22 protein-coding genes and 2 tRNA genes are annotated in these 17,653 nt (G+C 68.9%); 13 read left to right on the forward strand and 11 right to left on the reverse strand.

Translation table 11 applies throughout. The features are described from left to right. The first annotated feature begins 791 nt into the window (after positions 1 to 791). Together Q1N79_RS25225 and Q1N79_RS25230 are read left to right on the forward strand one after the other, a co-directional pair. Positions 792 to 1,175, forward strand: a complete 384-nt coding sequence (locus Q1N79_RS25225) for a type II toxin-antitoxin system RelE/ParE family toxin (RefSeq protein WP_300613120.1) — start codon at positions 792 to 794, stop codon at positions 1,173 to 1,175. Beyond that, the gene (locus tag Q1N79_RS25230) at positions 1,168 to 1,488 is read left to right on the forward strand and encodes a helix-turn-helix domain-containing protein (RefSeq protein ID WP_300613122.1); all 321 of its coding nucleotides are present in this window, start codon (positions 1,168 to 1,170) and stop codon (positions 1,486 to 1,488) included. The genes Q1N79_RS25225 and Q1N79_RS25230 overlap by 8 nt, the downstream gene beginning before the upstream one ends. 115 nt (positions 1,489 to 1,603) lie before the next feature. Here the strand turns inward: Q1N79_RS25230 and Q1N79_RS25235 are convergent. The 7 genes from Q1N79_RS25235 to galU form a co-directional block, all read right to left on the reverse strand. Further along, a tRNA-Ala gene (locus Q1N79_RS25235) sits at positions 1,604 to 1,677 on the reverse strand. A gap of 118 nt (positions 1,678 to 1,795) precedes the next feature. Beyond that, a complete protein-coding gene (locus tag Q1N79_RS25240) occupies positions 1,796 to 2,632 on the reverse strand; it encodes a hypothetical protein (RefSeq protein WP_300613124.1) in 837 nt (278 codons plus the stop codon). Between the two features lie 302 nt (positions 2,633 to 2,934). Further along, on the reverse strand, positions 2,935 to 3,576 hold the full coding sequence (locus Q1N79_RS25245; RefSeq protein WP_300613126.1) for a GNAT family protein: 642 nt from the start codon (positions 3,574 to 3,576) through the stop codon (positions 2,935 to 2,937). A 62-nt stretch (positions 3,577 to 3,638) separates the two neighbouring features. Beyond that, positions 3,639 to 4,178: a MogA/MoaB family molybdenum cofactor biosynthesis protein gene (locus tag Q1N79_RS25250; RefSeq protein WP_300613156.1), complete on the reverse strand. Its 540-nt coding sequence runs from the start codon at positions 4,176 to 4,178 to the stop codon at positions 3,639 to 3,641. Continuing rightward, positions 4,175 to 4,663 (reverse strand): cyclic pyranopterin monophosphate synthase MoaC, encoded by a 489-nt coding sequence (gene moaC / locus Q1N79_RS25255; protein WP_300613127.1) that lies wholly within the window; start codon positions 4,661 to 4,663, stop codon positions 4,175 to 4,177. The genes Q1N79_RS25250 and moaC overlap by 4 nt, the downstream gene beginning before the upstream one ends. A 147-nt stretch (positions 4,664 to 4,810) precedes the next feature. Further along, positions 4,811 to 6,058, reverse strand: coding sequence for a gephyrin-like molybdotransferase Glp (gene glp, locus Q1N79_RS25260; RefSeq protein ID WP_300613128.1), 1,248 nt, complete (start codon positions 6,056 to 6,058; stop codon positions 4,811 to 4,813). After that, positions 6,055 to 6,957, reverse strand: coding sequence for a UTP--glucose-1-phosphate uridylyltransferase GalU (gene galU, locus Q1N79_RS25265; RefSeq protein ID WP_300613129.1), 903 nt, complete (start codon positions 6,955 to 6,957; stop codon positions 6,055 to 6,057). Before galU ends, glp begins: the two co-directional genes overlap by 4 nt. Before the next feature lie 40 nt (positions 6,958 to 6,997). Here galU and Q1N79_RS25270 point away from each other — a divergent pair, with 40 nt between their 5' ends. The 4 genes from Q1N79_RS25270 to Q1N79_RS25285 all read left to right on the forward strand — a co-directional run bounded on the left by Q1N79_RS25270 (position 6,998) and on the right by Q1N79_RS25285 (position 9,442). Then, positions 6,998 to 7,633, forward strand: coding sequence for a 5-formyltetrahydrofolate cyclo-ligase (locus tag Q1N79_RS25270; RefSeq protein ID WP_300613131.1), 636 nt, complete (start codon positions 6,998 to 7,000; stop codon positions 7,631 to 7,633). 87 nt (positions 7,634 to 7,720) lie between these two features. Further along, positions 7,721 to 8,137, forward strand: a complete 417-nt coding sequence (locus Q1N79_RS25275) for an FmdB family zinc ribbon protein (RefSeq protein WP_300613133.1) — start codon at positions 7,721 to 7,723, stop codon at positions 8,135 to 8,137. A 5-nt stretch (positions 8,138 to 8,142) separates the two neighbouring features. Next, positions 8,143 to 8,949 (forward strand): S-methyl-5'-thioadenosine phosphorylase, encoded by an 807-nt coding sequence (locus Q1N79_RS25280; RefSeq protein ID WP_300613134.1) that lies wholly within the window; start codon positions 8,143 to 8,145, stop codon positions 8,947 to 8,949. Positions 8,950 to 9,223: 274 nt separating this feature from the next. Beyond that, on the forward strand, positions 9,224 to 9,442 hold the full coding sequence (locus tag Q1N79_RS25285) for a PASTA domain-containing protein (RefSeq protein ID WP_300613136.1): 219 nt from the start codon (positions 9,224 to 9,226) through the stop codon (positions 9,440 to 9,442). Here Q1N79_RS25285 and thrS read toward each other — a convergent pair. Then, positions 9,439 to 11,391, reverse strand: coding sequence for a threonine--tRNA ligase (thrS, locus tag Q1N79_RS25290; RefSeq protein WP_300613158.1), 1,953 nt, complete (start codon positions 11,389 to 11,391; stop codon positions 9,439 to 9,441). The genes Q1N79_RS25285 and thrS overlap by 4 nt on opposite strands. Positions 11,392 to 11,598: 207 nt before the next feature. Here thrS and Q1N79_RS25295 point away from each other — a divergent pair. The 4 genes from Q1N79_RS25295 to Q1N79_RS25310 all read left to right on the forward strand — a co-directional run bounded on the left by Q1N79_RS25295 (position 11,599) and on the right by Q1N79_RS25310 (position 14,023). Continuing rightward, positions 11,599 to 11,671: transfer RNA gene (locus Q1N79_RS25295), tRNA-Arg, on the forward strand. Positions 11,672 to 11,909: 238 nt separating this feature from the next. Beyond that, positions 11,910 to 12,392, forward strand: a complete 483-nt coding sequence (locus Q1N79_RS25300; RefSeq protein ID WP_300613138.1) for a hypothetical protein — start codon at positions 11,910 to 11,912, stop codon at positions 12,390 to 12,392. Next, on the forward strand, positions 12,389 to 13,297 hold the full coding sequence (locus Q1N79_RS25305) for a nucleotidyl transferase AbiEii/AbiGii toxin family protein (RefSeq protein ID WP_300613140.1): 909 nt from the start codon (positions 12,389 to 12,391) through the stop codon (positions 13,295 to 13,297). Before Q1N79_RS25300 ends, Q1N79_RS25305 begins: the two co-directional genes overlap by 4 nt. A gap of 552 nt (positions 13,298 to 13,849) precedes the next feature. Continuing rightward, a complete protein-coding gene (locus Q1N79_RS25310) occupies positions 13,850 to 14,023 on the forward strand; it encodes a hypothetical protein (RefSeq protein WP_300613142.1) in 174 nt (57 codons plus the stop codon). Positions 14,024 to 14,064: 41 nt separating this feature from the next. Here the strand turns inward: Q1N79_RS25310 and Q1N79_RS25315 are convergent, their stop codons facing one another. The 3 genes from Q1N79_RS25315 to Q1N79_RS25325 form a co-directional block, all read right to left on the reverse strand. After that, positions 14,065 to 14,307 (reverse strand): hypothetical protein, encoded by a 243-nt coding sequence (locus Q1N79_RS25315; protein ID WP_300613144.1) that lies wholly within the window; start codon positions 14,305 to 14,307, stop codon positions 14,065 to 14,067. Positions 14,308 to 14,649: 342 nt separating this feature from the next. Continuing rightward, on the reverse strand, positions 14,650 to 14,952 hold the full coding sequence (locus Q1N79_RS25320; protein ID WP_300613146.1) for a hypothetical protein: 303 nt from the start codon (positions 14,950 to 14,952) through the stop codon (positions 14,650 to 14,652). Between the two features lie 665 nt (positions 14,953 to 15,617). After that, a complete protein-coding gene (locus tag Q1N79_RS25325; RefSeq protein ID WP_300613148.1) occupies positions 15,618 to 15,932 on the reverse strand; it encodes a hypothetical protein in 315 nt (104 codons plus the stop codon). Positions 15,933 to 16,156: 224 nt separating this feature from the next. On the opposite strand from Q1N79_RS25325, the gene Q1N79_RS25330 reads away from it, so the two are divergent. The 3 genes from Q1N79_RS25330 to Q1N79_RS25340 all read left to right on the forward strand — a co-directional run. Further along, the gene (locus tag Q1N79_RS25330) at positions 16,157 to 16,408 is read left to right on the forward strand and encodes a hypothetical protein (protein ID WP_300613150.1); all 252 of its coding nucleotides are present in this window, start codon (positions 16,157 to 16,159) and stop codon (positions 16,406 to 16,408) included. 72 nt (positions 16,409 to 16,480) lie between these two features. After that, positions 16,481 to 17,296, forward strand: a complete 816-nt coding sequence (locus tag Q1N79_RS25335) for a methyltransferase domain-containing protein (RefSeq protein WP_300613152.1) — start codon at positions 16,481 to 16,483, stop codon at positions 17,294 to 17,296. A gap of 55 nt (positions 17,297 to 17,351) precedes the next feature. Further along, positions 17,352 to 17,653, forward strand: a 302-nt coding sequence (locus tag Q1N79_RS25340; protein ID WP_300613154.1) for an acetyl-coenzyme A synthetase N-terminal domain-containing protein, incomplete at its 3' end; no start/stop codon positions are given.

Raw genomic sequence — 17,653 nt, forward strand, 5'->3', positions numbered from 1 at the left:
CGCGATCTCCGCGTCCTTCGCCTCGACGACATCCCGCAACCGGGCCAGCAGGGCACGCAGCTCCCCGGCGTCAGCGGACGACCCGGGCTCATCGGACACAAGATCCGATCCTGTTCAACCTCAAGTCAAGGTTCAAGCACCGCCGCCGACGTGTCGGATCACGGCCTCAAGCCGAGGCCCCCTGAATGGACACGACCACTCCTTAGTTCAGCGTTTCACTGTCAACCAGTTCCTGACAGTTAAACGCTGAACTCAAGGTAAAGAGTTTTGCGTGGGAGGCCGCAAGCCACACGCTTCGAGCCTGCGGAGCGGCGGATTTGACACGGGGGCGGCGGCTGTACGCTGGTCTGCGATCGGGCGGCCTTTCTCAGGTCGCCCGTATGAGCCCGATGGAGCCGCCGCGAGGGGTCCCGTGTCAAATCCGTCGCGGCTCCGAGACTGCCTCGGGTTTCCGCGGCCCCTGTCTTGGCTTTCGCGCCAGCCGACCGGCGTCAGAGGCCAGCCGGGCGGGAGCGAAGCGGGAGCCCGGCTGAGCCGTCCGAGTCGGCGGCGCGAGCGGCCCCTCGGGGCCGCCTTGAACCCGTACAGGAAGTTCTCACACAATGACGAGCATGACGAGCTAGCCGACGAGCTTAGGAGTGGCTAGCTGGGGCAACCGCCGCTCTACGCGGTCGGCGGTAACGGTGCTTGGGTCGTGTTGATCCACCCGACCTGAGTGGGCTTGTCGTCGAGATCCTTGACGGATCTAACGTGTGACGCGCATCAGGTATAGGATTCGCTATAGTCGCGATATGGGAGAGGACGAGTGGGACATCTACCAGACAGACGAGGTCGCTGCCTGGATGGGAGACCTGCGGCGCGCCGATCCGCAAGCCGCCGAGAAAGTCGAGGCCGCCGTTGACGTGCTCGCCGAGTACGGGCCGACGCTGGGACGGCCTCTTGTCGACACCCTGGCAGGCTCGAGAGTCGCGAACCTAAAGGAACTGCGACCCCGGCAGACGAACATCCGGATCTTGTTCGTCTTCGATCCGTGGCGGTCAGCTATCTTGCTGGTCGCGGGCGATAAGACGGGCCAATGGCACAAATGGTATGAAGGAGCCATCCCGCGGGCGGAGCAACTGTTTGCGCTCTACCTGAAGGAACGGGCAAAGACTGAGGAGGAAGGCCGTGACTAGCTTCTCCAAGTGGGACCGGGACGCCTACCACGCGCGTGTCGGCGCGGAGGAAGCCGCCCGCCGCCGCGGGGCGATCATGGCCGAGCAGTGGGGCTACCAGCTCGCCGAGCAGCGCAAGCGGCTTGGCTTCACCCAGGCGGGACTGGCGCAGATCATGGGCGTGACCCCGGGCCGGGTCTCCCAGATCGAGCACGGTGAAGTCTCCACCGTCGAGGCACTGGCCAGCTACATCGCAGCGCTCGGCGGAAGGCTCGAGCTGATCGCGGACATCGGCGGTCACCTGCTCAAGATGCCAGCCAACCCCGCCGCCTGACGACCGCCTCAGCTGACGACCGGCGACTGTGACCTGCGACGGCTGCTGCACTCTGCTGCTCCCGGAAGATCAAAAAGGGCCAGTCCCGTGATCAGAACTGGCCTGTGACCTGCGGTGGAGCTGAGGGGATTTGAACCCCTGACCCCCTCGATGCGAACGAGGTGCGCTACCGGACTGCGCTACAGCCCCGAGAACCTGAGCCAGCGTAGCAAACTTTGCGCCCTGGTCGCGCCACGGCCTGGACGCAGGGACTTCCCACGTTTCCGGTCGCATGGGCGGCAGTCAAGCGGGTCGCGGACACCCGGGGTTAGTCTCCGACGGCGCGGAGTTTGTGCTGCGTCTGCTGGTCGTAGAAGTCCTCATCGGCCCGTTCGGAGATGTGAATGACCTCGGCGTTCGACGTCGTGTACTTGCCGGCCAGGCCAGGCGCGAAGTCGCGTCCGGGTCCGGCGTCTTCATAGTCGGCGGCCGAAGCGGCCGAAGCGGCCGGCGTGGATACGGTAGCGGTGCCGACTGGAGCGCCCAGGGGAGCGCCGGTGTGTCGCGCGGCCCGGGCTCGCGCCCGCTCCCGGGCACGAGCCCGGGCCCGTGCTGCCTCCTGTTCGCGCCGTGCCTGTTCGGCGTCGGCATGCGCCGCTTCGCGCAGCAGCAGCAGGTACCCGGCGAGCATCAGCGATGGCGGGATGACAACCCAGAGCGCGCCCAGGCCGGACACGGCGAGCGCCAGCGCCGCGCCCTCGAGGACGACCAGCATGCCGAGCAGACGGCGGCGGGCGACGAGTGTCCTGTGTCGCGCCTGCTCGCGGGTCAGCGGCGGCGGAGCCTCGTTCTGCTCGGGCGGAACCGCATCCGCATCCGCATCCGCATCCGCTTTCTCCCGGTGCGCATCCGTCTCGTGGGGCACATCCGGCTCTGCCATGACCCTGGGACGCTCCGGAACAACCGCGGCCTGTGCCGCATCGCCGGGGACGATGCCTGCACCGGCATCGTTGCCGGAGACGGCACCACCCGTCGTCTCATCGCCCGCAACGGCTGTCCCATGCGCAGCGGGCAGCCCGCGCGCTGAGTCACGCCGCAGCCACCGGGGGATGAGCACGCACGCCCAGATGGCGACAATCCCCAGGTAAAGGATCGCGCTGCTCACCGGGCTCGGGCCTCCCCTCGGTCGTCTCGGCACCGGGCTGGACGCACGCGCCGCGAACGAATACGCGCGGACCAGAAACGGGCATGGACACGTCGCCCAGACGGGGCTGGCATCCGATCTCGCCGGCGGCGGGGTTTGCCGAACGTTGGCCGAATGCTCCCGTTGAGCACGCGATCATGTGACGCAGCGTAAAGGCAGCACCCGCCGATAACGAGCACCCCAAGCGGCGTGTCGCGAAGATCAACAGCCAAGACCCGCGTTATCCGGTTCGGCGCCCGCGCCGCGGCGCGCGCCCGCAGCGCTCAGGCGCCGGACCGCGAGGAGGCCCGTGAGCTGCGCCAGCGCGCGAGCATCCCGGTCGGCACTTCCTCGGCGGTGACCGCATAGCAGATGTGGTCGCGCCACGCGCCGTTGATGTGCAGCTGGCGCACCCGGATCCCCTCCTCGCGGAACCCGAGTTTCTCCACGACCCGCCGCGAGGCGACGTTCTCCGGCCTGATCGACGCCTCCAGCCGGTGCATGCCGACCACGCGGAAGCAGTGGTCCACAGCCAGCGCCAGCGCCGTGGGAATGATGCCGCGCCCGGCGAACGCCTCGTCGATCCAGTAGCCGACCTGCCCGGACCGCGAGGAGCCCCAGACGATCGACCCCACGGTGAGCTGGCCCGCGAACTGCCCGCCGTACGTCACCACCCACGGCAGCGCCTGGCCCTGCCTGGCCTCGCGCCGCATCGTGCGCACCATCGAGACGTATGGCCCGATCGACGAGCGATGCAGCGGCGTCTCCGGGTTCGAGGGCTCCCACGGGCGCAGCCACGAGGCGTTCCTGACGCGGATCTCACGCCATGCGCGGGCGTCGGAGACCCGCACGGGCCGCAGCACGACCGGGGCGTCAAGCAGTTCCGGCTCGGAAAGGGTGGCGGGCCACCCGCGGATATATCCCACGCCTGTCAATCATTCCCTTGCGCGGCGGTTTGCGCCATGTGCTCTGGGCTTAGGAGCTGACACTACGCGATCTCGGCGGGACGGTCCGCATCCCCGCCTGATCCCGCCGTGTCCGGGTCGGCGCGCGCATGGTCGCCGCCGCGGATCTGGTCGACCGCGTGCACGAGTATCGGCCGCAGCACGTTCATGCCGTCACGGACGCCGCCTGAGGATCCGGGCAGGTTCACGATCAGCGTCCGCGACGCGACGCCGGCGAGCCCCCGGGACAAGATCGCCGAGGGCACCCCCGCGGCCGCCCCCGCCGACCGCAGCGTCTCGGCGATGCCAGGGATCTCGCGGTCGAGCACGCGCCTGGTCATCTCAGGCGTGAGGTCGCCGGGTGTCAGACCCGTCCCGCCCGTGGTGACGGCCACGTCGTACCCCGCGGTCACCGAGTCGCGCAGCACCTGCTCGACCGCGTCGCCGTCCGGGATCACCAGCGGCCCGTCCACGATGTCGCAGCCGGCCGACCGCAGCAGTTCCACCAGCACCGGGCCCGAACGATCCTCGTATACTCCCGCCGCCGCACGGTTGGACACGGTTATCGCGAGCGCCCTGATCATGAGCGCCGCCACGAGCCGGACTTGCCGCCGTCCTTGGCCTCCAGCCGGACGTCCGTGATCACTGCCCCCTTGTCGACCGACTTGATCATGTCGATGAGCGCGAGCGCGGCGATGCTGACGCTGGTCAGCGCCTCCATTTCCACCCCGGTCCGGTCCGCGGTGCGGACCTCGGCCGTGACCAAGACGCCGGAGTCCTCGACGGCCAGGTCGACCGCGACCCCGTGCAGCCCGATCGGATGGCACAGCGGGATCAGGTCGGGGGTCCGCTTGGCGCCCTGGATGCCGGCGATCCGGGCCACCGCGAGCGCGTCGCCCTTGGGCACCCGGCCCTCGCGCAGGGCCGCGACGGCCTCGGCCGACAGCAGCACCCGTCCGGACGCCCGCGCCGTCCGAACGGTCACGTCCTTCGCCGAGACGTCAACCATGCGCGCGCGTCCTGCCTCGTCCAGGTGGGACAGCCGCGTCGCAGGAGCAGCATCGCTCATAAGCGAAGCCTACGCGCGGTGCAAGCCCTTCAGGTCCCCGGGTTGAAGACAGCAACCCTAACTATCCCGAACGATCCGGGCCGGCTCCCCAGCCCAATCCGCCTGTTCAGGCTCGCGCGACCCGGCAGGCCGGGGCGGGCGCGGCGGTCACGGCAGGACGACCACGTCCACCGTGACGCCCGCCGGGAGCCCGGTTTCCTGCTCCGGCACGATGATCAGCGCGTTGGCCCTGCCAAGCGCGGCGATCTGGTGCGAGCCCTGCCCGGTCAGCGGGCTGACCTGCCCGCCGCTGAGCACGCCGCGCAGGTAGGAGCGCCTGCCCTGCGGGGAGCGCACGGCCGCGGCCAGCGTGGCCCGCACGGCGGGCAGCCGCAAGTCGTCGGTGTCCTGCAGCGCGGCGAGCGCGGGCCGGACGAACAGCTGAAACGACACGTAGGCGCTGACCGGGTTGCCGGGGAGCGTGAAGATGGGCACCCGGTCCGCGCCGATGGTGCCGAACCCCTGCGGCATCCCCGGCTGCACCGCCACCTTCCTGAACGCCATCGTGCCGAGCTCCTGGAGCGCCGCCTTGACCACGTCGTGCTCGCCGCCCATGCTTACCCCGCCGGTGGTGATCAGCAGGTCGGCGTGCGTCAGCTGTTCCTCAAGGGCGGGCAGCACCCCGGCCGGGTCGTCGGGCACGCCCGAGCGCCGGCAGGCGACGGCCCCGGCCTCGCGGGCGGCCGCCGCGATCATGTAGCTGTTGGAGTCCCAGATCTGTCCGGGCAGCAGCGGCGTGCCCGGTTCGGTCAGCTCGTCGCCCGTGGAGAGCACCGCGACCCGGGGCCTGGGCTGGACCTTGACCGTCGTCCGCCCCGCGGAGGCGGCCACCGCGATGTGCATCGGCCGCAGCCGGACGCCCCTTTCCAGCAGGGTCTCGCCTTCGATGGCGTCGCCGCCGGCGTACCGCACTGCGTTGCCGTGCTCGGCCGGGCGGTAGATCTCCACCCGGTCGCCGGCGCCGTTCGTCCACTCCACCGGCACCACGGCGTCCGCGCCCGCGGGCAGCCGCGCGCCGGTCATGATCCGCATCGCGGTGCCGGGAGCCAGCCGGTAGTCGGCGGTGTCACCGGCCGCGATCTCGGCTGTGACCGGAAGAGTCGCCGGGGACCGTTCGGAAGAATGACCTGTATCCGCGGCCCGCACCGCGTACCCGTCCATGCTGGAGTTGTCGAACGAGGGGAGCGACACCGCGGCAGTCACGTCCTCCGCGAGCACGCACCCCTCGGCGTCGGCTAGTTCCGCGGCCACGGGCGGCAGCGGGGCGATCGCGCGCAGGATCGCCGACTGGTACTGCTCGACCGTGGTGAGCGATCCGGCCACGGTTCCCGTGCCCGGCCCGGCGGCCTCGGTCACGGCATGCCTTCGAGGTACTTTCGCAGCCAGGGGACGAATTCACTGGACACGTCCGGCCGCTCGCACGCGAACATCACCATGGTGCGCAGGTAGTCAAGCTTGTTCCCCGTGTCGTAGCGGCGGCCGTGGAACAGCACGCCGCGCAGCTCGCCCTTGCCGGCGAGGACCTTGAGCGCGTCGGTCAGCTGGATCTCGCCCCCGCGGCCGGGCGGCGTCTCGCGAAGCACCTCGAACACCACCGGGTCACACACGTAGCGCCCGATGACGATCCACCGGCTCGGCGCCGAGCCCGGCACCGGTTTCTCGACAAGGTCTGTGACCATGACCACATCGTCGTCGGCGGTCGGCGCGATCGCCGCGCAGCCGTACAGCGAGACTTCCTCGGGGTCGACCTCCATCAGCGCCACGACGCTGCCGCCGAACTTGTTCCGCACGTCGATCATGCGGGTGAGCAGCGGGTCGCGCGGGTCTATCAGGTCGTCCCCGAGCAGGACGGCGAACGGCTCGTTCCCGACGTGCTGCGCCGCGCACAGCACGGCGTGGCCAAGGCCCTTCGGGTCTCCCTGGCGGACGTAGTGCATCGTGGCCAGGTCGCTCGGCTCGCGCACCAGGGAAAGCTTGTCCCAGTCCTCCTTGGCCGTGAGCGCCTCCTCCAGTTCGTACGCCCGGTCGAAGTGGTCCTCGATAGAGCGCTTGCTGCGCCCCGTGATCAGCAGCACGTCGTTGAGGCCGGCCGAGGCGGCCTCCTCGACGACATACTGGATGGCAGGTTTGTCGACGACCGGCAGCATTTCCTTCGGTGTCGCCTTGGTGGCGGGCAGGAACCGCGTTCCGAGCCCGGCGGCGGGCACCACGGCCTTGGTGACCGCCGGGACACTGTCATCGCCGGTAACGAGCATGTGTTAAGCCTAATGACATCAGGGGAGTAGCGTGCACGACATGGCACCCTCTGCCGAGCCGGCCGCCTCACCAGGGCCAACGCCTGGCCGTGCCGCCGCCGACAAGGCAGGCCTGCGGCGGCGGCTGGCGCAGGCCCGGGCCGCGATGCCCGTGGCGGCGCGGAACGAGGCGGGGCGGCTGATCCGCGACTGCGTTCTCGGGCTGCCGGAGGTCGCGGCGGCCGGGACGATCGCGGCCTACTACTCGGTCGGCACCGAGCCGGACACGCGCAGCCTGGTCTTCGCGCTGTGGAAGCGCGGCAGCTACGTGGTGCTGCCCGTCCTGCTCGGCGACGGCGACCTCGACTGGGCGTCCTACGAGGGACCCGACTCGCTGGCGCCTGGACCGCGCGGGCTGCTGCAGCCGCTTGAGCCGGTGCGCGGCGTGAGCACCGTCGCGCGGGCGGACGTGGTCCTGGTGCCCGCGCTCGCCGTGGACGTCGCGGGGAACAGGCTGGGGCGGGGCGGCGGATCGTATGACCGCGCGCTCGCCAGGGTCGGCCCCCAGGTTCCGGTGATCGCCCTGCTCTACGACCCTGAGTTGCTGCCCGCGGTGCCTGTCATGCCGCATGACCAGCCAGTTCGCGCAGTGGCCAGGCCCGGGTACGGGATCACCCGGCTGCCCTGCGCGGAATGAGCCACCCCGCCCCGTGGTTATGATTAGCAGTCTGCTAGAGCGAGTGCTAATCTTGCGAACCGAATTGGTTCCCTTCGGGAGGAATCCGTGCCCACATACCAGTACGTGTGCACTGAATGCGGCGGTCAGATCGAGGCGGTGCAGAAGTTCACCGACGACCCGCTGACGATGCACGAGGCCTGCGGCGGCCGGCTGCGCAAGGTCTTCTCGCCGGTGGGCATCGTGTTCAAGGGCTCCGGCTTCTACCGGACCGACAGCCGCAGCGGCTCGTCGGCGTCCGCGCCCGCGTCGTCTTCCCCCTCCGGCGCTGCCGGGTCTTCGTCCGATTCGGCCGGGACGTCCGCGTCGTCTGGGTCGTCGTCTGGGTCGTCGTCTGGCGGCGAGAAGAGCGCGTCCGCCGGCTCGGCTTCTCCGGGCTCGGCAGGCTCCTCAGGCTCCTCAGGCTCCTCTCGTTCCTCCGGCTCCTCCCGTTCCTCCGGCTCCGCGGGCGAGAAGGTCGCCTGACGCCCATGGCCCGGGTCGCGGACATCGGGGTGATCGGGGGGTCAGGCTTCTACGAGTTCCTCAGCGACTGCGACGAGGTGAAGGTCGAGACCCCGTTCGGCGAGCCGAGCGAGACCGTGCTCGTTGGCGAGGTGGCGGGCCGGAACGTGGCCTTCCTGCCGCGGCATGGCCGCGACCACCGGTTCCCGCCGCACAGCATCCCGTACCGGGCCAACATGTGGGCGCTGCGATCGCTTGGCGTGCGGCGGATCCTGGCGCCGAGCGCGGTCGGCTCGCTGACCGCGTCCTACGGCCCGGGAACGCTGGTCATCCCCGACCAGCTGGTCGACAGGACCCGGGGCCGCGCGCAGACGTACTACGACGAGTTCGCGGTGCACGTCGCGTTCGCCGACCCGTACTGCCCGTCCGGGCGGGCCCAGGCGATCGCGGCCGCACGCGAGTTCGGCTGGGTGCCCGCTGGTTCGGGGACGCTCGTCGTCATCGACGGGCCGCGGTTCTCGACGCGGGCCGAGTCGCAGTGGTACGCCGCCCAGGGCTGGACGCTGATCGGGATGACCGGCCACCCCGAGGCCGTGCTGGCCCGTGAGCTGGCCATGTGCTATACGACGCTGGCGCTGGTCACCGACACCGACGCCGGCGTCGAGCAGGGCGACGGGGTCACGCAGGCCGAGGTGTTCGAGGTGTTCGGCGCGAACATGAGCCGGCTGCGGGAGCTTGTGGCGAAAATCATCGGCTCGCTCCCCGCCGAGCGCGAGGACGATCTGTGCGCCCGTGCGCTTGACGGCATCCGCCTTCCCATCGAACTTCCGTGACCGGGCCGGCGCGCTCGTAAAAAGGCCCGGGGATCGCCGGATCGTGGCGCAGGACTTCCGGCCGTGGTAACCATGCCGGTAGTGTCGGCGCCGTGACCGCCCGGCGGCGCCGTTTTGCGGCCGCGCCGGCTGGTGTAACAAGTGAGCGGGCGACGGAGTTTGTTGATATGAGGCGTGACCCTCGCGTGAAGTCCCGGCCTGGCCCCGTGGGCCGGGACTTGCGCGGTCCGGCCGGGGCTGGCGCGCCTGAGGCGGTGCGCCCGGGCGGTGTCACGTGAGCGATCCTGCCGCCGTCATCTGCGGAGCCGAACTGGTCGGGCGTCCCGCGCGTCCTGTCGTGCGGCGGTTGCGGGAAGCGGGCCTGGTGGCGCGGATCGAGTGGTCGCCCGCCGGGGGCGTTCCCGCCGGAACGGTCATCGCGGTCCGCCCGGAGGGCGACGTGCCGCGGGGTGCCGTGATCACGCTGACGGTCGCCGCCCTCGAGCCCGACTAGACCTGGCTGTGGCTGGCGACGGCGGCCACGATCTCCGCGATCGCCTCGTCGACCGGCACGCCGTTCTTCTGCGCGCCGCTGCGGAAGCGGAAGGAGACCGCCCCGGCGGCGACGTCGTCGTCGCCGGCCAGGAGCATGAACGGGACCTTCTGCCGCTGCGCGGTGCGGATCTTCTTCTGCATGCGGTCGTCGCTGTCATCGACCTCGACCCGGATGCCCTCGGCCCGCAGCCGGGAGGCGACCGCCTCCAGGTAGGGGACGTGCGCGTCGCTGATCGGGATCCCGGTCACCTGGACCGGCGCGAGCCAGGGCGGGAACGCTCCGGCGTAGTGCTCGACCAGGATCCCGAAGAAGCGCTCGATCGACCCGAACAGCGCCCGGTGGATCATGTACGGCCGCTGCCTGGACCCGTCAGGGGCCTGGTACTCGATGCCGAACCTGCCCGGCTCCTGGAAGTCCACCTGCAGCGTGGAAAGCTGCCAGCGGCGGCCGATCGCGTCCCGGACGTGCACGTCGATCTTCGGCGCGTAGAAGGCGCCCTCCCCTTCGGCGATCTTGTACGGCAGGCCGGCCTTGTCGAGCGCGTGCTGCAGCGCCGCCTCGGCGACGGCCCACTCCTCGACGGTGCCCACGTACTTGTCCGGCCGGGTCGACAGCTCGGCCTCGAATTCGGTGAGCCCGAAGTCGCGAAGCAGTCCCACGACGAAGTCCAGCAGCGATGCCAGTTCGTCGGCCAGCTGGTCCGGGGTGCAGAAGATGTGCGAGTCGTCCTGGGTAAAGCCGCGCGCCCGGGTGAGCCCGTGCACGACGCCGGACTTTTCGTACCGGTAGACGGTGCCGAATTCGAACAGCCGCAGCGGCAGCTCCCGGTACGACCGCCCCCGTGAGCGGTAGATCAGGATGTGCATGGGGCAGTTCATCGGCTTGGGGTAGTAGGTCGCCCCGTCCAGCTCCATCGGGGGGAACATCCCGTCCTTGTACCACTCCAGGTGGCCGGAGGTGATGAACAGGTCTTCCTTGGTCAGGTGCGGGGTGTTGACGAACTCATAGCCGGCCTCCTCGTGCCGCCGCCGGGAATAGTCCTCCATCACCCGGCGGATGATGCCGCCCTTGGGATGGAAGACGGGCAGCCCCGAGCCGATCTCGGCGGGGAAGGAGAACAGGTCGAGTTCCGCGCCGAGCTTGCGGTGGTCGCGCCGTTCGGCCTCTTCCAGCATCGTGAGGTAGCTGTCCTGGGCCGCCCGTGACTCCCACGCGGTGCCGTAGATCCGCTGCAGCTGCCGGTTCTTCTCGTTGCCCCGCCAGTACGCGCCCGCGTTCCTGATGAGCTTGAACGCCGGGATCTGCCGGGTGGTCGGCACGTGCGGGCCGCGGCACAGGTCCTTCCAGCGCAGCTCGCCGGTCTTGGCGTCCACGTTGTCGTAGATGGTGAGCACCCCGGCGCCGACCTCGGTGGAGGCCTCGGCGTCGGCGGCCGCCTGGCCCTTGATGCCGATCAGCTCCAGCTTGTACGGCTCATCCGCCAGCTCCTCGCGGGCCTGCTCGTCGCTGACCTCGCGGCGGACGAAGCGCTGGCCCTGCCTGACGATCTCCCGCATCCGCGCCTCGACGGCCTTCAGGTCATCGGGGGTGAACGGCTGCAGCACGTCGAAGTCGTAGTAGAAGCCGTTCTCGATCGGCGGCCCGATGCCGAGCCTGGCGTCAGGGAAGGCCTGCTGCACCGCCTGCGCCATGACGTGCGCGGTGGAGTGCCGGATCACGGCGCGGCCCTCCTCGGAGTCGGCCGCGACCGGCGCGACCAGGTCGCCGTCGGCCAGCTCCCAGGCCAGGTCACGCAGCTGGCCGTTCACCCGGGCGACCACGACATCCGGGTCATCCGCGTACAGGTCGCCGGCGGTAGTCCCGGTCGTCACCGCACGCTCCGTCCGCTGAGCCTGGCGGTCGAGCATGTGGATGCGGATCTGGGACACGGCTGCTGCCTCACATTGACGTCGGAATTGATGGCGCGGAACGGCCCGTGGCGAAGCTCCCATGGCGAGCCTGCCTAGATGCTACCCGCGACGGGATGCGGCCCCGAAGCCAATATCAACCCGGCCCCCTTGCCCGCCAGCCGGCGCCGGCCCGCGCTGGTCCCAGGTAAGCTAGGGGTTCCGTGAGCCCCGATAGCTCAGTGGATAGAGCGACCGCCTCCTAAGCGGTAGGTCCCGCGTTCGAGTCGCGGTCGGGGCGCAGGTCATTTACCACTCCCAGCAGCCGGACGGCGGTTTTCGTGCCATTCGCGTGCCAGATGACTTTGACCGGAATCGCGGCTGTCTGGATAAAAGTGCCGCACGCTGGTCTGTCGCATGCGACACTTTTATCCATGTCGGGGATCACTGACCTGCCCCCAACCTTCACGACGGAGACGGCTCTAGCTCGTGGAATCCATCCCCGTGCTTTGTACGCTGCGCGTGACTCAGGGGCGATTGTGGAGTTGTCACTTGGGGTCTTCCGCCGCGCTGACGCGCCGCCGGCCAGCTTTCCCGATCTGCTGGCGGTGGCGTACCGCAACTCCAGGGCGATCGTCTGCCTGCTGTCGGCCGCTGCCGTCCACGATCTGACCGATGAAATACCGCTCGCTGTCCAGATCGCGGTACCGAGGTCCAGCCGCCCGCCTCGGATATCGTTCCCGCCCACTGAGGTGCTCCGGTTCGAACCCTCGACCTTTGAACTGGGCCTGACCTACCTCGAGGCGGCCCCCGGCGAGCCCGTCCGGATCTACGATCCTGCCCGGACGGTGGCTGATCTCATGCGTCTGCGGCACCGCGTCGGCGAGCCGATCGCGCTTGCCGCGCTCCATCTCTATTTGCGCCGCCGCGACGCCCGCCCTGCCGAACTGCTGAAAATCGCAGCGGCACTTCGCGTCTACGGGCCGGTTCTACATGCTGTAGACGTTGCGAGTGCAGGATGAACCGCCCCACTCGGGCATCCGAAGCCGGGCGGGCCTATCTCGACCTACAGAACCGCGCCAGGGTTGAGCGGCGCGGAACACAGCAGCTCCTCACGCTCTACGTCGTCGAACGCTGGCTCGCCCGGCTCAGCGCCTCGCCGCACGCCGACAAGTTCGTGATCAAGGGCGGGATGCTTCTAGCCGCCTATGAGGCGCGCCGGCCTACCGCGGATCTGGACGCGCTCGCGCGCTGGGTCGCCAACGACCAGAACGTCATCATGGCACTCGTGTCGGATATCGCTCGACTGCCCCTCAACGATGGCGTCGACTACCAGACCGAGACCGCAACCTCCCGCATCATCCGCGATCAGGCCATTTACTCTGGCGTGCGGATCGCCATGGACTGCGCGATCGCGACTGCAGCGGTCAGGTTCCGTCTCGACGTCAACTTCGGCGACCCGATCACGCCCCCGCCCAGCAGGGTGACACTCCCGTCCCTGAGGCCCGGAATGGAACCAGTTCGCATACTCGGATACCCGGTCGAGACCGTTCTTGCCGAAAAGATCGCCACGGCCATCGCCCTCGGACCAGCCAACACCCGCGTCCGCGACTACGTCGACGTCTACACCCTGACCGGCAGCCAGCCAGTCGCCTTCCGCACGGCCCGCGAAGCCCTGCTCGCAACGGCAGCGCACCGAGGCACAACGGTCCAACCGCTATCCGCCGCGATCGGCAACATCGCCGACCTCCGCGCCCGGACTTTCGTGGCTTACCGCGCAAGCCTGGGTGACAGCGGTCTGCGCCTTCCGGCCGATTTTCTGACCGTGGTGAACGCCGTCACGGCGTTCGCCGACCCACTCGCAACAGATGCTGGCGGCGTAACCTGGCAACCGATGGAACGCCGATGGAATCAGTTGCCGAATTAACCGCATTTAGAATCAAGCGGCGCCGCTGCGCGGCGCCGCGGCGCGCCCGTACCGGGCTCTGCGCTGGGGGCGCCCGCCCGGCATGGGGCACGCCCACGCCGGACAGCAGCCTCAGATCAATCTCGCTCTTTCGGCATAGCCCGTGGTGCGCCGGACCCATCTTCCTCGGCTCTCATTGTCCAGCTCGTGGGCACCGCGTCTAGGCCGCCCTCCGGGCGTCGCTACGCGATGGCTTCGCCAGCCTAGACCTAGCCTAGACCCGGCACCCACTCGCAAGGATTCCGCGCCTGTGAGGAAAACGGGAGACCAGCAGGCAATGGCATAGGGCTAGCGGTTTCCGGCGAAAAGACCGCGGAAAGTGTGCCAGAGCCAAAATTCGGCCGACGTTGACACCAGCACATACAGTTAACCGACGCATGGCAGCGGTCTATGACGCTGGGCCGAGCGTGGCGGTTCCGGGCTCGGGACCTGGCGGGAGGTCGCATGACCAGGAGACCACGGCGCAAAACGCCGTCGTACAGCGTCAAACATGTTGATCCGCCGTATGTCCCCATGGTTAAGCGACCAGGCGACAAGGGCTCAGCGTTCAGGGAGGCTCCGCTCGCGGAGCCCAAGGCTCAACAGCAACTGCTGGCGTGGCTAGGAACCAATGCCACGGCGGTGATGTGGTGCGTGCTCGCTGCCGTGGTCGTCACCGTGCTTGTGCTCTTGGTCACCAGGGTCTGATCACTGTCGCACGCTGGAGCATCTCGCATTAGCTCAGCGGGTCAGCACGCCCCGTGCCAGCCGCGTGCCAGAACGAGGCGGAAACCGCGGACATCGAGCAGCACCAGGGTGACGGGCAAACCGGGCCTGAGCAGCATGACAGTAGGGAAAGGACCTCCTAAGCGGTAGGTCCCGCGGTCGGGGCGCAGGTCAGGCACCACTCCCAGCAGCACCACGGCGGTTTCGTGCCATTCGCGTGCCAGCTGGCTCGGCCGCGGCGCGGCCCGCTCGCTGTCATGTCCCATCCGGGCCGTCTGCAACGATCTATTTCCGGCGCCCTGCCGGTAATACGCTGGCAGCAGAAGGTGACGGGAGGCATCATGGTCTGGCTCGGCCCTCGGTGGAGAGGCGCGTTCCGGCCGCGTCTGCACGATGCTCCCCCTGGCTATCATCCGGCCAGGCCGAGAATTCCGTTGCGGGAACGGCAACGGATGGCACGCCGGGACTGGGTTCTCGAGCACGTCCTCGCGGTGGTCCTGGTACTTTCCGCTGGCGCGTTCATGGTGGTCATGATCCTGATCATCGCGACGCACCTTTAGCCCGGATGTCTCGCTTCTCCCGACTTGGCGAGCGCGCCGACCGCAGGCTCAGGTTCCGGCCGATACGGAGCGGGCGATGGTCAGCAACCAGTAGGCGGCCGCGAACTGTGCCGTCGCCACGGCCAGGAATACCAACGCCCACACGACAGCCTCCGTTGTGAAGGAACCCCCCACGAGCGTAACGGCGCCGAGGCCGACCAGGACGATGCCGGCGCCAATGCGCACGCGTGCCCAGAAGCGCAGGTGGCGGTATTCCCACGGCGCGAGTATGCGTCGCATGCCCGATCGCGGGGGCGATGCCCACCATCCGCGCAGGCCCTGCGGAGCGGTGTTGTCATTGGGTGCGTTCATCGAGATGCCTCCCGTCGGCTGCGGTGGCGGAGGACCCGATCCACCTATCAAAGTGATATCACTTTGATAGGTGGATCGCAAGAGCGGCCGCGGACATCGGGCGGCACTGGGACAGCGGGCAAACCGGCCCTGATCGCGAGCGCGGCAAGGCTGGCGTGACGGGCGGGAATGGGCCGGGACGGAGGCGATGGGTCAGGCGCAGGTGTCGTAGCAGGCCGAGAGCCAACTGGCGGCTGCACCGCCAAGCCGCAGGTCCCGTGTTCGAGTCACGGTCGGGGCGGTGGCCGCCTGGTATTTCAAGTCCTACCGTGACATCGTGGACCCGGCCACGTGTAACTACCCGGCAGGAGCGAGGTAATGCTGACCGGTGTCGCGATCCTCCCGAGGGTGCCTCCGCACGCATTCCCCTACGGATGGGTGTTCATCGTCGTCGTCATCGCCCTGATCCTGCTGATCTTCATACGTGTGTACGTGTTTGGAAACCGGCCGGCGCAGCAGGCTGAACACCCTGCCAGGAATCAGCCGGAGCACCCCCCCGGGCAGCACACCGAACACCATGCCGGTCACCCGCCAGCACAAGGCGGGAACCACGGACATCGACCGGCATCCAGACGACGACGGCACCGGCCGTAACCAGGAAAGCGGCACGAGCGAGTGCACGAACCTCAGAACAGCGAGGCCGTCTCTTGCAGCTCCTGCATGGCCTGCTGCATCGGAACCGAGGGCAGGATGCGCACCTGATTCCACTGAGCGAGCCGACTGTCAACAATGAAGCTGTCGAGGGCGTCGGCGCGGTCTGTCTCCACGATCACGACGAGCGTGTGCTCACGGTTGGCGAACGGCCCCGCCACGATCGTCACGCCGTGCTTCTCCGCGAGAGTGAATACCTGTGGGGCTATCTCCTGCAGCAGTGCCTTGGTCTTGGCGTTGCTGGTAGGGCACACCTCAGCAGAGTGGGTGCCCAGTACGACGAAGTGCATTGTGTCCCCCCGCAAACGTACTGCCACCGCTGATGCGCAGTCTGTAACGATGCGGCCAAGGTGTCAAGGTCTAAAGCGACAGGCGAAGACTTTTAGTGCAAAACGGCACCAAATGCTTACGGCTTGAGAATTCTCTTCACGATCATGAGATGGCCCACGGGCGCATGGGCCGCCGGCGTGCGTTCGGCTGGGCACCGCACCGCTAGAACCGTACCGTTGAATCTGTGCAGACGTTCGACGACGTGGCCCGGCTCGCCGCGGCGCTTCCCGAGGTAACCGAAGGCGAGGACAAGCACCGGCACGGCCACCGGACCTGGGAAGTCGGCGGCAAGGCGTTCGCCTGGGAGCGCCCGTTCAGCAAGGCCGACATCAAGAGGGTCGACGCCCAAACGCTCAAGGACGCCCTCACCGATGGCTGGCTGGCGTGCGCGCCGCGCGCCCTCGCCGACCGGTACGCCGCCGGCGGGAACCGCTGAGAGCCAAGTAACCCGTGTCCACATTGTGAGACGCATTTGATCGCAATATAAGACAGCTCCTAGCATGGCGGCATGCCGGACGTCTACACCCACGGTCATCACGAGTCGGTCCTGCGCTCGCATACGTGGCGCACGGCGGAGAACTCCGCCGCGTACCTGCTGCCGCACCTGGAGCCGCACCTGCGGATCCTCGACGTCGGCTGCGGGCCGGGCACGATCACCGCGGGCCTGGCCGGCCGGGTCCCCGGCGGGCACGTGACCGGCATCGACACCGCGCCTGAAGTTCTCGAGCTGGCCCGCGAGCTGGCCCGCGAGCTGGCCCGCGGCGGCGGCAGGGACAACCTCGACTTCACCACGGGCGACGTCTACGCGCTGGACTACCCGGATGGCACCTTTGACGTCGTACACGCCCACCAGGTGCTGCAGCACCTCGGCGACCCGGTCAAGGCTCTCACGGAGATGCGCCGCGTCACCAGGCCGGGCGGGCTGATCGCGGTGCGGGACGGCGACTTCGGCGCCATGGTCTGGTACCCGGACATCCCGGCCCTTGCCGACTGGCTGGCCCTGTATCACAAGGTCGCCAGGGGCAACGGCGGCGAGCCAGACGCTGGCCGCCGGCTGCACGCCTGGGCCAGGCAAGCCGGGCTGACGGACCTCACCATCTCCTCGTCCACGTGGACCTACGCGACGCCGGAGGAACGCGAATGGTGGGGCGGCCTGTGGGCCGACCGCACGGTCAAGTCGTCCTACGCCGCGAAAGCGGTCAGCGGCGGCTACGCCACGGCCGGCGGCCTGGAAAAGATCGCGGACGGATGGCGCGCCTGGGCCGCGCACCAAGACGGCTGGTTCGCCGTTGTGAACGGAGAGATCCTCTGCCGGGCGGCCTAAGGCGGGCTGGCCAAGGTGCTAGGCAGCGCCCGGAGAACGGGCTTACGCTGCGGCCATGGGCAGTTACGAGGACGTCTTCCGCCGCAGCCTCACCGACCCCGCCGGCTTCTGGGCCGAGGCCGCGGGTGCCATCGACTGGTACACGGAGCCGGAAACCATCCTGGACGACGGCAACCCTCCGTTCTACCGGTGGTTTGCCGGCGGCACGCTCAACACCTGCCATAACGCCCTGGACCGCCACGTCGACGGCGGGCGGGCGAACCAGAAGGCGCTGATCTACGACTCCCCGGTCACCGGCACCCAGCGCAGCTACACCTACGAGCAGCTCAGGGACGAGACCGCGAGGTTCGCCGGCGT

This window comes from Trebonia sp. (assembly GCF_030042015.1).
Lineage (GTDB): Bacteria > Actinomycetota > Actinomycetes > Streptosporangiales > Streptosporangiaceae > Trebonia.

Excerpts from the sequence above, each read along its gene's own strand:
- Q1N79_RS25225 (WP_300613120.1), top strand. The coding sequence starts at position 792 with ATGGGAGAGGACGAGTGGGACATCTACCAGACAGACGAGGTCGCTGCC.
- Q1N79_RS25250 (WP_300613156.1), bottom strand. The coding sequence starts at position 4,178 with ATGATCAGGGCGCTCGCGATAACCGTGTCCAACCGTGCGGCGGCGGGA.
- moaC (WP_300613127.1), bottom strand. The coding sequence starts at position 4,663 with ATGAGCGATGCTGCTCCTGCGACGCGGCTGTCCCACCTGGACGAGGCA.
- galU (WP_300613129.1), bottom strand. The coding sequence starts at position 6,957 with ATGCTCGTTACCGGCGATGACAGTGTCCCGGCGGTCACCAAGGCCGTG.
- Q1N79_RS25270 (WP_300613131.1), top strand. The coding sequence starts at position 6,998 with ATGGCACCCTCTGCCGAGCCGGCCGCCTCACCAGGGCCAACGCCTGGC.
- Q1N79_RS25280 (WP_300613134.1), top strand. The coding sequence starts at position 8,143 with ATGGCCCGGGTCGCGGACATCGGGGTGATCGGGGGGTCAGGCTTCTAC.
- thrS (WP_300613158.1), bottom strand. The coding sequence starts at position 11,391 with ATGCTCGACCGCCAGGCTCAGCGGACGGAGCGTGCGGTGACGACCGGG.
- Q1N79_RS25305 (WP_300613140.1), top strand. The coding sequence starts at position 12,389 with ATGAACCGCCCCACTCGGGCATCCGAAGCCGGGCGGGCCTATCTCGAC.
- Q1N79_RS25310 (WP_300613142.1), top strand. The coding sequence starts at position 13,850 with ATGGTTAAGCGACCAGGCGACAAGGGCTCAGCGTTCAGGGAGGCTCCG.
- Q1N79_RS25315 (WP_300613144.1), bottom strand. The coding sequence starts at position 14,307 with ATGGGACATGACAGCGAGCGGGCCGCGCCGCGGCCGAGCCAGCTGGCA.
- Q1N79_RS25320 (WP_300613146.1), bottom strand. The coding sequence starts at position 14,952 with ATGAACGCACCCAATGACAACACCGCTCCGCAGGGCCTGCGCGGATGG.
- Q1N79_RS25325 (WP_300613148.1), bottom strand. The coding sequence starts at position 15,932 with ATGCACTTCGTCGTACTGGGCACCCACTCTGCTGAGGTGTGCCCTACC.
- Q1N79_RS25335 (WP_300613152.1), top strand. The coding sequence starts at position 16,481 with ATGCCGGACGTCTACACCCACGGTCATCACGAGTCGGTCCTGCGCTCG.